General features: G+C 66.5%; 7 protein-coding genes. 4 read left to right on the forward strand and 3 right to left on the reverse strand.

The features are described from left to right. Positions 1-47 precede the first annotated feature (47 nt). From ACGVWT_RS12170 to ACGVWT_RS12185, 4 genes are all read left to right on the forward strand, one after another. The gene (locus tag ACGVWT_RS12170) at positions 48-1,181 is read left to right on the forward strand and encodes a Gfo/Idh/MocA family protein (protein WP_315462088.1); all 1,134 of its coding nucleotides are present in this window, start codon (positions 48-50) and stop codon (positions 1,179-1,181) included. A 136-nt stretch (positions 1,182-1,317) separates the two neighbouring features. Continuing rightward, the gene (locus ACGVWT_RS12175) at positions 1,318-2,658 is read left to right on the forward strand and encodes an alpha/beta fold hydrolase (RefSeq protein ID WP_315462089.1); all 1,341 of its coding nucleotides are present in this window, start codon (positions 1,318-1,320) and stop codon (positions 2,656-2,658) included. Then, positions 2,655-4,193, forward strand: a complete 1,539-nt coding sequence (locus tag ACGVWT_RS12180) for a GMC family oxidoreductase (protein WP_315462090.1) — start codon at positions 2,655-2,657, stop codon at positions 4,191-4,193. The genes ACGVWT_RS12175 and ACGVWT_RS12180 overlap by 4 nt, the downstream gene beginning before the upstream one ends. Positions 4,194-4,203: 10 nt before the next feature. Further along, positions 4,204-5,007 (forward strand): SDR family NAD(P)-dependent oxidoreductase, encoded by an 804-nt coding sequence (locus tag ACGVWT_RS12185; protein WP_315462091.1) that lies wholly within the window; start codon positions 4,204-4,206, stop codon positions 5,005-5,007. Between the two features lie 22 nt (positions 5,008-5,029). Here ACGVWT_RS12185 and ACGVWT_RS12190 read toward each other — a convergent pair whose 3' ends face one another. The 3 genes from ACGVWT_RS12190 to ACGVWT_RS12200 form a co-directional block, all read right to left on the reverse strand. Beyond that, entirely contained in the window at positions 5,030-6,856 is a 1,827-nt protein-coding gene (locus ACGVWT_RS12190; protein WP_315462092.1) for a glycoside hydrolase family 15 protein, read from the reverse strand. Between the two features lie 283 nt (positions 6,857-7,139). Further along, positions 7,140-9,227 (reverse strand): catalase, encoded by a 2,088-nt coding sequence (locus ACGVWT_RS12195; RefSeq protein ID WP_315462093.1) that lies wholly within the window; start codon positions 9,225-9,227, stop codon positions 7,140-7,142. A gap of 204 nt (positions 9,228-9,431) precedes the next feature. Continuing rightward, entirely contained in the window at positions 9,432-12,161 is a 2,730-nt protein-coding gene (locus ACGVWT_RS12200; RefSeq protein ID WP_315462094.1) for a M1 family aminopeptidase, read from the reverse strand. Positions 12,162-12,271 lie beyond the last annotated feature (110 nt).

Genomic DNA, 12,271 nt, shown 5'->3' on the forward strand with positions numbered 1-12,271 from the left:
GCCACGCTGAAGCGGTTGCGCCAGACTTTCCCGATCAGGAGTTTCGCATGAGCATGGCTTCGGCACTCGGCCTTGGTGGCCGCAAGGTTCGCTACGCTATCGTTGGCCTGGGCGACATTGCGCAGGAGGCGTTGATGCCGGGCGTGTCGCATACCGGTAATTCGACGATCACCGCCCTGGTATCGGGCGACCCCGAGAAATTGACGAAGCTCGGCAAGCGATATGGCGTCAAGCATCTGTACGGGTACGAACAATTCCCGGCCTTGCTGGCATCGGGCGAGATCGACGCGATCTATCTGGCGACACCGAACTGGCGACATGCCGAATTTGCGGTGCCGGCACTCGAAGCGGGGATCCACGTCCTCAGCGAGAAGCCGCTCGACGTGTCGTCGGCCAAGGCGCGCGAGATCATGGCCGCGGCGGTAAAGGGCAAGGCGAAGCTGATGACCGCCTATCGCCTGCATTTCGAACCGGCGACCCTGGATGCGATCCGCCGCATTCGTGCGGGCGAACTGGGTGACCTGATCGCCTTCACCGCCTGTTTTACGCAGATGGTCGATCCGGCCAATCATCGCGCGAAGAACGGGATCGAGGCGGGGCCGCTGTTCGACATGGCGCCCTATCCGATCAACGCGATCCGCTATCTTTTCGAGGCGGAGCCGCTGGAAGTCGTGTCGGCGGTAGCGACGCGCCATCCGGAATCGGGCTTTGGCGACCTCGACGATACGTTTGCGGTGACGCTGCGCATGCCGGGCAGCCGCCTGGCCCAGTTCACGGTCAGTTACTATGCGAACCAGGTCGATATCCTGACGATCGCGGGCACGAAGGGATCGATCCAGATGGATCCTGCCTTTGGCTTCGGTCAGGGCCTCGCACACCGACGCCGTATCGGCGACAAGGATAGCCAAGAGACGTTCAAGGCAACGGATCAGTTTGGCGGCGAACTGAAATACTTCTCCGACTGTATCCTCGACGATCGCAGTCCGGAGCCGGATGGCGAGGAGGGGTTGGCCGATCTACTGATCATCGAGGCCATCGTGAAGGCGCTGGAAACCGGACAGTCCGTGAAGGTGCCCCACATCGGCCGGACGCGCCGGATCGATCCCGACGCGCAGGAACAGACGCTGCGGGCGGTGTCGGCGCCCGATCCCGTCAACGCCGCATCGCCGACCGGCGAGTGATCGTCCCGTCGCGGCCGCGGGCAAGGACCTGCGGCCGCGACTGGTAACCGACAGGATCATTTAGACGGTCTCTGGAACCGAATGCTTGCCGTACGACTTCAATATAAGTTGCTGATCTAGATGAAAGTCGACGCGCGTGGCCCGTTTGTTTTTCCTCCACGCGCTGGGCGCGAGCGCGCGCGAATGGGATGGCGTGATCGCCGACCTCGGCAAACACTATGAGTGTGTTCCGCTCAACCTGCCGGGCTTTGGTGGCAGCGCGGATAGCGAATGCGATGTCGCGGGGCTGATCGACTGGTTCGGTGGTGAAGTGGCCCGGTATCAGCCGCAGTCCTGGGCGGTGATCGGGCATAGCATGGGCGGCAAGATCGCCACCTTGGCCGCGGCGCGTGGGCGAGACGGTGATGTGCGGTTCAGTGGGCTTGCCGCGGTGGTTCTGCTGGCGGCGTCCCCTCCCGCGCCGGAGCCGATGGAGGAGGACCGGCGCCGCCAGATGATCGACTGGTTTGCCGATGGCGCGATCGATGCGGACGACGCTGCCCAATTCGTCGACGACAACAGCGCCGAACGGCTGCCCGAACCGCTACGCGCACGGGCCATCGCCGATGTCCGCCGTTCCGGGCGGAAGGCTTGGACGGGCTGGCTGGAACGCGGCAGCCGCGAGGATTGGCGGGAGGCCGCCGGGCAGATTGTGGTGCCTGCGTTGATCATGGCGGGCGGCGAGGACGGTGATCTGGGAGAGGACGCGCAGCGACGCTTCAATCTGCCGCATTATCCCGCGGGTCGAATCCGCGTGATCGACGGGGCGGCGCATCTGCTGCCCTATGAGCAGCCAGAGGCGGTAGCCGAGGCGATTGCGGATCACGTCTCCGCGGCCTTCGCCCGCGCGCTGCCGCCGGCAGTGATCGCGCTGCTGGCGTCGGATCGCGTCAGCACACGCACGCGCGCGGTCTTGACGGCGCGTCACGCGGCGCCGGGCCCGATAACGCTGCTGTCGGAGCGTCAGGCGGCGACGCTGGCGGCACTGATCGAGACCGTCTTGCCGGGGGCGGGCGATCCCGGCGAGCTTGCACGGCGGATCGATGCGATGCTGGCGGCCGGGCAGTGCGACGGCTGGCGGTGCGCGGAGTTGCCCGCGGATGCCACGTGCTGGCCCGCGGCGCTCGACACGCTCGACGCGATGGCAGGCGGATTTGCGGACGCCGATCCCGCTGGGCGAGAGCGCTGTTTAAGCAGCTTGGCCGTAGGCGAGGCGGCAGAGGCCGGCGGAACGTTGTCCCCCCATCAGATGCAATTGTGGTTTGCGGAGGCTCGTGGGGAGATCGCGCGTCAATGGATGGCGCTGCCGGCGACGATGGCGCGCATCGGTTACGATGGATTCGCGATCGGTGGCGATGGCCCGAGCAAGCAGGGCTATGTCCGCGCCGCCGCGGATACGCTCGAACCCTGGCAGCGACCGGCGGACGCGCGCGCGTGAGCCCTGCCATCGGGACCGGCAACGATCCGGTCGACGTCGTGGTCATCGGCAGCGGAGCCGGCGGGGCGCCGCTGGCGGCGCGGCTGGCACAGGCGGGCGTCTCGGTCGTCGTGCTGGAGGCCGGGCGCGCCTTTCAGCCGGACGATCACGTCGCCGACGAGCTGGCGGCCGACATCTATTGGATGGAGGAGCGGCTGAGCGGCGGTGCCGATGCCACCGCGTTCGGCGCCAATAACAGTGGCATGGGTGTCGGCGGATCGACGCTGCATTGGGGCGCCTTTTGCCCGCGGCCCGATGCCCGGGATCTTCGGCTGCGCTCGCTGAGCGGCCAAGGTGAAGACTGGCCGATCCCGCATGCCGAACTGATCGGCTATGTCGAGGCGGTCGAGCGGTTCATCGGCGTGTCGGGCCCGGCCGCCTATCCCTGGGACCCGGCGCGGCGTTACGAACTGCCGCCCGTGCTGCGCAACGCCTCCGCCGACGCCATGGCGCGTGGCTGCGCGGCGCTGGGCATCGCCGCAACCGATGCACCGGCTGCGCTCGTGTCGCAGGATCGCGCCCAGCCGCACTGGGGCATACGGCAAGCCTGCATCAACTGCGGCACCTGCCACCAAGGCTGCCGTGTCGCCGCCAAGGCCAGCGCGGATACGAGCTGGCTGCCGCTCGCCGTGGCGCATGGTGCCGAGGTGCGCGCGGAATGCCGGGTGATCGATCTGGAGCGCGATGGCCGCGGCGATGTAACCGCGGTCGTCTACGATCGACGTGGACAGCGCCTGCGCCAGCGTTGCGGCGCCGTCTTCCTGTGCGCGGGCGGCGTGGAGACGCCGCGGCTGCTGCTGAACCTCGGTCTCGCCAATTCCAGCGGGCAGGTCGGGCGCAACTTCATGGCGCATGTCGCGACGCAAGTGTGGGGGCGGTTCGATGCGGATATGCGAATGAACCGCGGCTATCCTTCGTCGCTCATCAGCGAGGATATGATGCGCCCCGCGGATCTCGATGCCGCAGGCGGGTATCTGATGCAGAGTCTGGGCGTGTTGCCCGTCACGCTCGCCAACAATCTGGCGCGTGGGGCGGGGCTGTGGGGGCGGGCGCTGGTCGATCTGCTGGACGACTATAATCGGCTGGGCGGCATCGGCATCAACGGCGAATGCCTGCCGTCCGACGCCAATCGGTTGACGCTGTCGGATGAGACCGATGCCTACGGCCTGCACAAGGCGCGCATCGATTTCAGCTATGGTGCAAACGAACGTGCGATCGATGCCCATGCGCGCGCGACGATGACCGCGATTTGGGAAGCTGCTGGGGCCCGCGATATCCTGGCGGTGGATCGCTCTGCGCATACGATCGGGACGTGCCGGATGGGTGTCGACGGAGACCGAGCGGTGGTCGATCCCGACGGCCGCAGCTTCGACATCGCGAACCTGTTCATATGCGACAATTCGGTGTCCCCGAGCGCGCTCGCCGCCAATCCGGCGCTGACGATCATGGCGCTGTCGCTGCGCACGGCCGACCGTTTCCTCGCCAATCGACGTTAAGGAGAAGACCATGGATCTGGGTATCACCGGCCGGATCGCGCTGATCAGCGGCGCGGATTCGGGGATGGGCAAGGAAACCGCGCGGCGGCTGCTGGAAGCGGGCGTGCGGGTCGCGGTTACCGACAAGCCGGACGGCACGCTGGACGAAGCGGTGCGCGAGCTGTCGCCGCTCGGCGAGATCGTGGCTGTGACGGGCGACGTGACCAAGGCGGACGAGGTTACCGCGATCTGGCGGCAGGTGCGCGAAAAGCTGGGTGATCCCGACATCTACGTCAACGCCGCGGGCGTCACCGGGGCGACCGGGGATTTCCTGGAGGTGGACGATGCCGGCTGGCTGGAGACGCTGGACATCAACCTGATGGGAGCGGTGCGGATGTGCCGCGAGGCGATCCCGGCGATGCGCGCCAAGGGCTGGGGCCGCATCGTGCTGTTCGCATCGGAGGATGCGGTGCAGCCTTATATCGACGAGCTCGCCTATTGTGCGTCCAAGGCCGGCATCCTGAGCCTCGCGAAGGGGCTGTCCAAGGCCTATGGCTGCGATAACGTATTGGTGAACACCGTGTCGCCGGCCTTCATCGCGACGCCGATGACTGATAAAATGATGAGAAAGCGGGCCGAGGAAAAGGGCGTGTCGTTCGACGAGGCCATCGCCAGCTTTCTGGAGGAAGAGCGCCCCGGCATGGTGCTGAAGCGGCGTGGCAAACCCGAGGAAGTCGCCGCGGCCGTCGCCTTCCTGTGTTCGGAGCGCGCCAGCTTCATCAACGGCGCGGGTATCCGCGTCGATTCCGGGTCGGTGTTCACGATCGCCGGCTGAGGCGTGGCCGGAGGCCGCCTGCTCAGTCGCAGGCGGCTTCGTCGTTGAGGACAGACAGCGCCATCAGGTGGGCGAGGTGGCTCAGGCCCTGAGGCAGGTTGCCGAGGAAGGCGCCGGTCTCCGGGTCGACCATTTCGGCCAGGATGCCATGACCGTGGGATAGAGCCGCAGTTAGCTGGTCGAGCATCGCCCGCGCCTGGACTCGCTGGCCGAGCAAGGCTCGCGCTTCGACCATCCAGAACGAACAGGCGAGGAAGCAGCCTTCCTCGCGCGGCATGCCGGTGTAGCGATAGTGGAAGGGGCCGCTCCCCAGCTCGCGGTCGATCGCATCTAGCGTCAGGCGCAGCCGCTCCTTCCCATCGAAGCCGAAGCGGACGGCGAGGGCCAGCGAAGCGTCGATCGCGTCGGCGCCGGGGTACATGACGAACGCCTGGTGCTTGTCCGACCAGCATTCCGCCTCGATCCAGTCTTTAATTCGGTCGCGTTCGCGCTGCCAGCGTTCGCGACAGGTGGTGGGCAGCTGGCCCTGATCGGCCAGTTCGACCGCGCGGGCGAGCGCCTGCCAGCAGCTGATCTTCGACATCGTGTAATGGCGTTCGTCCTGCAATTCCCACATGCCCGCGTCGGGCAGGCGCCACCGATCCGCGCACTGATCGGCGAGGTGCGAGAGGAATTCGGCGCTGGCGCTGTCGAGAATGTTGCCGTTGGCGACGAAGCAGGATGCGGTTTCGAAGATGTCGCCAAAGACGCCATGCTGCGCCTGATCGGTTGCAAGGTTGCCGGTGACGACGGGCTGGCTGTCGCGGTAGCCGGGCATCGCCCATTCGGAGACGTTCGGCACCACGCCGCCGCCCAAGGTGTAGCACACGCGCGTTCCCGTCTCGCGCAACTGGTTGAGCAGCCAGGTGAAGGCGGCCTTCGCCTCGGCCTGCGCCCCCGCCGTCAGGAACGCCTTGATCGTGTACCCGGCGTCGCGCACCCAGGCGTAGCGATAGTCGTAGTTCTTCTCGCCACCGATCCCTTCCGGCAGCGACGTCGTCGCGGCGGCGGCAATCGCGCCCGACGGCGAATAGAGCAGCAGTTTGAGGGCCAGCGCACTGCGCAGGAAGGCGGGGCGATCGGCACCGCGATAGGTAACGCCGGCCGCCCAGTCGCGCCATTCGGCATCCGATGTATCGATACGCGCGTCGATCTCCGCGATCGGCGGCACGACCAGCGGCTCGTCGCGCCCGGCGACGATCGCAACGGTGCGCCGTTCGCCGGCCGCTACGGTGATCCAGCCGCTGATCCCTTCGTCGGACCATTGGCACGCCACCTCGGGATCGTGGACGAACAAGCCGAGCACGCGTTCGACATGGAAGACGGTGTGTTTGCCGATCGTCGAATGATAGGGATTGACCGTATCGCCGCGCCGCCCGGGACGCATCGTCAGCGCGAACCGTACTTCGCCTTCCAGCCCTTCGACGCGCCGTGCGAGCTCCGCCCAAGGCAATCGGCCTGCGGTGCCGCTGTTGAGCGATTCCGTCAGTCGCGCGCGTCCCGTTGCGGTCGTGAACACGGTTTCAAGGACATTGCTATCCTCGCGGTAGCGGCGTTCGATCGTGAACGGTGCGTCCGGCGTCAGGCTGAACCGGCCGCCGCGATCCGCGTCGAGCAGACGGTCGAACAGGGGCGGCGAGTCGAGATTGGGGACGCACCACCAGTCGATCGACCCGTCGCATCCGGACAGCACCACCGATCGCCCGTCGCCGAGCGCGCCATAGCCGGCGAGCGGCAGGTAACCGTCCACGCGGACATGCGCAGGATCGGCGGGCCGGGGACGCAGGCGATCGATCAGCTCGGTCAGCATCCGGCGGGGCGCCGGATCGGCCGCGTATAGTCCTGTGTCATCCGCGGCTATCCCGACTAGTTCAGTCGCTTACAATGTTCATGATCCAGGTTAGTTTCTGACGAACGCACGATCCGGATGTCTATGCGTCCACCATTCATGCTGGTGGCTGCGCCATGCCGTAGGGAGGGAGGCGGTAAACCAGCGGAAAGCATTGAGCAGCCGCCTATCTTCCGCCCCCTGTATGACCTCGCCTAGGTGCGTCGTCGCTAGCCCCATTCACCGGGGCCAGCGACGGTATCGCTTAGGCTAGGGTCCGAACGCTCGGTTCCCGGTCCCAATAGCGCTTCTTGGCCGCCTCGACGAATCCGGGCAGATCGGTGATCCCCTGGTCGGGCTCCACGCCGGCCTTGTCGAGCAGAGGCTGGGCTGCCGCATTATGCCCGATCGCCTTCAGGTGGCCGAAGGCGTCCATAACCCATTGCACCGCGGCGCCTTCCTTGACGAGCTTGGCGCAAGCCGCCTCCGACAGGATCGCCGCGCAGGCATCGACCGTCACCGACGGCTGGCCGAACAGCTGTGCATCCGCGGCGATCGTGCTGCCGTCGGACAGCGGGACCTTGCCGACCTTGGGCGCGATCGTCTTCGCCGTGCCGCCAGCGGCCTTCACCGCATCCTGCACCGCCTTGAGCTCGCCGGCGTCGGTTCCGTCTGCGATCAGGATGCCGACGGTGCGCCCCTCCAGCGTGTGCTTTTCCAGCGGGCCGCGGATGATGCGCAGCGCGGGCGAGGGGGCCATGTCGAGCACCGGAGCGGCGGTCTTCGACGCGGGCGGCAGGTCCATGGCGAGGCCAACGGCGACGCGCTTCGCCAGATTCTCGTCGACGTTGCGCAGATTGGCCATCATCGCGATGCGGATATGCTCCAGGCTGACCTTGCTCAGCTCGAACACCAATGCCGAGGCGATATGCGCCTGCTCCGCCGGGTCCATCGACCGGAAGAACATCCGCGCCTGGCTATAATGATCGGCGAAGCTTTCCGGGCGGATGCGCAGCTTCTGGCCCTGTTCTTCCGACGGGAAGGTCTTGTAGCCGCCGTCCGGATCCTCGCGTGCGCCGCCTTCCTCGCCCGCTTGCACCAGGCTGTTAGGCTCGTAATTGGCGCGGCCCTTGGGCACCGCCATCTGCATATGGCCGTCGCGCTGCTGGTTCATGAACGGGCAGCCCGATGCGGCGGCGCGCCCCTTCGCGCTGTTGATCGGCAGTTGGTGGAAGTTGACCGATCCTAGCCGCGACAGCTGCGTGTCGGTGTAGCTGAACAGCCGCCCTTGCAGCAGCGGGTCGTTCGAAAAGCCGATACCCGGCACGACATGGCTCGGCACGAATGCGGCCTGCTCGGTTTCGGCAAAGAAATTGTCGGGATAGCGGTCGAGCACCATCCGCCCGACGATGCGGACCGGCAGCACCTCTTCGGGGATGATCTTCGTCGCGTCGAGCACGTCATAGGGCTGGCTGTTGGCGAACTCCTCGTCGAACAGCTGGACGCCCAGCTCCCATTCCGGGAAGTCGCCACGATCGATCCGCTCGAACAGATCGCGGCGCTGGAAATCCGGGTCGGCGCCGGCGATCTTCACCGTCTCGTCCCAGATCGTCGAGGCGAGGCCCGCCTTGGGCTTCCAGTGGAATTTGACGAAGGTGCTCTTCCCCTCCTTGTTGATGAAGCGGAAGGTGTGGACACCGAACCCCTCCATGTTTGCGAAGGTGCGCGGCAGCGTGCGGTCCGACATCGCCCACATGACCATATGGGTGGATTCGGGCATCAGGCTGATGAAATCCCAGAAGGTGTCATGCGCCGTCGCCGCCTGCGGATAGCCGCGATCGGCCTCCATCTTGGCGGCGTGGATCAAGTCGGGGAATTTGATCGCGTCCTGAATGAAGAAGACGGGGATGTTGTTGCCGACGAGGTCCCAATTGCCCTGCCGCGTATAGAATTTGACCGCGAAACCGCGCACGTCCCGTGGCGTGTCGATCGATCCCGCACCGCCCGCGACGGTCGAGAAGCGGGTGAACACTTCAGTCCGCTGCCCCTTCTTCTGGAACAGGTCGGCGACGGTGATATCGGCCAGGCTGTCGGTGCATTCGAAATAGCCGTGAGCCGCGCTTCCGCGCGCGTGGACGATGCGTTCGGGAATGCGCTCATGGTCGAAGTGATTGATCTTCTCGCGGTAGATTTCGTCTTCGAGCAGCACCGGGCCACGCGCACCGGCTTTCAGCTGGTTCTGATTGTCGGCGATCGGCGTGCCGTGATTGGTGGTCAGCACCGGATGTGCGTCGTCAGCGACCTGATGGGTCTCGCCGCCCGTACCAGGGTTGCGCGGCATGGCTTCGGTCATAATGGCTCCTTGCATTTGCAGGGCAAACGAGCCGTCAGGACCGTCGGGTACGGGGATGATTTCGATCAATACGATTTCGCGTGGGGCGCCGGACCGCCCCTGAGTTGGCGTTGGGTTCGATAGGCAACGGTCGAGCGGGCGGAATGATCGATCAGCTGCCTTCGTCGTCTGCTACGCCTCCCGTTCGCCGACCACTACCCAGTGCTAAAACTGCGCTGTTCGGATGCGCACGGTCAGAGCCAGTTCGTCGCGAGCGGTCAGAACCTTGCGGCGCACGTCGATCGGCAGCGCCGGGTGCGCCTCGAGAAACCGGCCGACGACGTCGAGCGCCGCGGCATCGCGCTGGCCGCCGATGAAGGCGTCGATCCAGGCGGGGAGGAAGAAGATGCGGCGGTTCTGGCGGATCCATTCCAGCCGGTCGAGCGCCGGGCGGAGGAAGGGGAGGGTGAGCGCCGCCTGCTCGATCGTGTTGAAGGCGCCGAGGCTTTCGCTCGCCCACGCTTCGTTCAATGTCGCATCGTCGAAGTATCGCGTGAAATAGGCTGCCTTGACGGCGCGGTCGGGTGTCGCGGCGTGGGCGACGAAGGCGTCCTTTACAGCCTCGCTCGATCGGTCGAGCTGTTGCTCGGCTGCGTACACGGCTGCGGCGTCGGGCGCGCCGACGGCGATCAGGCGGCGGACGATCGCCCAGCGCGTCGGCTGGCGGATTGCGATGCCGACCAATGTCGCGCGCCCGGCAAGTAGGCCGCGCAGGCGATCGAGCGCCAGCGGCGTCCGCGCCGTCGCGATCAGGCGATCGAGGGCATCCTTGCGCAGGCCGTAGCCGAGCTTGGTATCGTCGATACGGGCAAGCAGCGTCTGTTCCCAGCGGGGCCGCAGCGGCGCGGCCGCGTCGTCGGGCAGATAGACATCGAGAGCGGCGGCACCGCGCGACAGGATGGTCCGCGAAATCTGTTCGTCGGTTTCGCCGGGCAGGTGATCGAGCAGCATCGCGATGTAGCGCGCCGGCGAGAAGCGGACGTCGCGGACCGTGTCCCACACCGCGCTCCAGAGCATGGCGCGCAACAGCGGGTCCTTCACCGTGCCGACGTGACCGACGATCCAGGCGATGGTGCGGTCATCGGGCAAGAACAGGCCGTAGCCCTGATCGTCGTCGTTCGGCCAGACATAGTCCGGTGTCGGCAGCCCTGCCGCCCCCGTGACAATCGCGCTCGTCCCGTCGAATGCCGCGTCGAGCACCACGTCGGCGCGGGTCGTATAGCCCAGCCGCACGCGCACCTTCATCGGCCATGCGCCCCCGCGATCGCCGGGCAGCGACCGCGCCGGCCGCTGGACAAGCGTCAGCGACCCGATTGTGTTGCCGTTCGTCGTGAGCTGCGTGTCGATGCGGGGCAAGCCGGCGCGCAGCATATATTGGCTGCCGAAGGCGGTGAGGTCGACGCCCGACGCGGTGCCGACCGCGCCGAGCAGGTCCTGCCAGGTGGCGTTGCCATAGGCGTGGTCGGTCAGGAAACGGTGGAGGCCGCGGCGGAACCCCGCCTCGCCGACGAGGAAGGCGAGCTGTTTGATGACCGCCGGCGCCTTGTTGTAGACGATCGGGCCGTAATTGCTTTTTGCGGCATCGAGATTGTCGAGTGGCTGCCACAGCGCCTGCGTGCCGCTGGTCGCATCGGCGCGATAGGCGGGCGTCTTGGTCGACAGGAGGAAGGTGGTCCAGGCGTTGCTGTCGGGCTGCAACTCGGCCTGGATGCGCGCAGCCATGTAGGTTGCAAAGCCTTCCTTCAGCCACAAGTCGTCGAACCAGCGCATGGTGACGAAGTCGCCGAACCATTGGTGGCTGATCTCGTGGTAGATGGTGGCGTCGCGGCCGACGCGCTGTGGCAGCGTCGGCGGCTCGCGGAAGATGAAGCGGTCCTCGTTGTAGAAGACGGCGCCGACATGCTCCATGCCGCCAAACGGAAAGGCGGGCGCGAGCAGCAGGTCGAGCTTGGCGAAGGGGAAGGGGATGCCGAACCAGTCGCTGAGCCAGCGTACCGCGGCGCGGTTTGTCGCGATTTGCGCCTCGGCATCGACTTCGGCGCGGCGCGATGCGCGCGCGTACAGGGTAATCGGCCGTTCCCCCGCTGGCGCGGACGTCCAGTGCGTCCAGGGGCCTGCGGCGAAGGCGGCGAGATAGGTGGAGATCGGCTCGGTTTCGGCGAAGCGCCAGCGCGTGCCGCCGGTCACCGGCTGTTGCGCGTCGAGCGGGCCGTCGGCGATCGCCGTCCAGCCGCTCGGTGCGGTCAGCGTCCAGCGGAAACGCGCTTTCAGGTCGGGCTGGTCGAAGCAGGGGAAAAGCAGATTGGCGTCGGAGGGGACAAGCAAGGTGTAGAGATAGGTCTGGCCATCCTTGTCGTCATGATAGCGGATGATCGACGCGCCGGACGCTGCGATCGGTGTCGCGAAGCGTGCTGAAACGAGGTTGGCGCCCGTCTTCAGCAGCGCCGCGGGCAGGACGAGGTGGCCGTCGATCCGCTCGGCGTTGGACAGCGGGCGGCCGTTGACCGTCAAATCGGCGAGCATCGGCCCGCGAAAATCGAGGACCAGATCGCCGCTGTTGCCCACGCGATCGAAGCGGATGTCGGCCGAGCCCACCGCCGTGTCCTTTGCGGTCAGATCGAGCGACAGGTCGTAGCGGACGCCGGACATCTGCTTTGCCCGACGTCGCGCGAGGTCGAGCGAAATGCCGCGGCCTACGTCGCCCGACGGCGTATCGACGGAACGTGCCCGCGCCGCGCTCCAGACCCCCATCGGTGCCAGCATCGCAGTGCGAAGCAGCGTGCGGCGCGTATCGAAAAAGTGCAGGTCGGCCCCCTGTCGCGGTAGAGCGCCGACCTTAAGACGATCCGCCCCCGCCTGTCGATCGGACGGACGAAGCGCGCGTGAACGTGCCACGGATTGCCGTTCGCGCGGTTATCACGGACCGGCGCCGCCCCGCGCGTGGCGGTACGCAACTACCGTAAAACTACGCAAATTTAGGTTTCGGTAACCGCGTCGGCCGAAGT

This window comes from Sphingomonas sp. S6, assembly GCF_043498045.1.
Lineage (GTDB): Bacteria > Pseudomonadota > Alphaproteobacteria > Sphingomonadales > Sphingomonadaceae > Sphingomonas.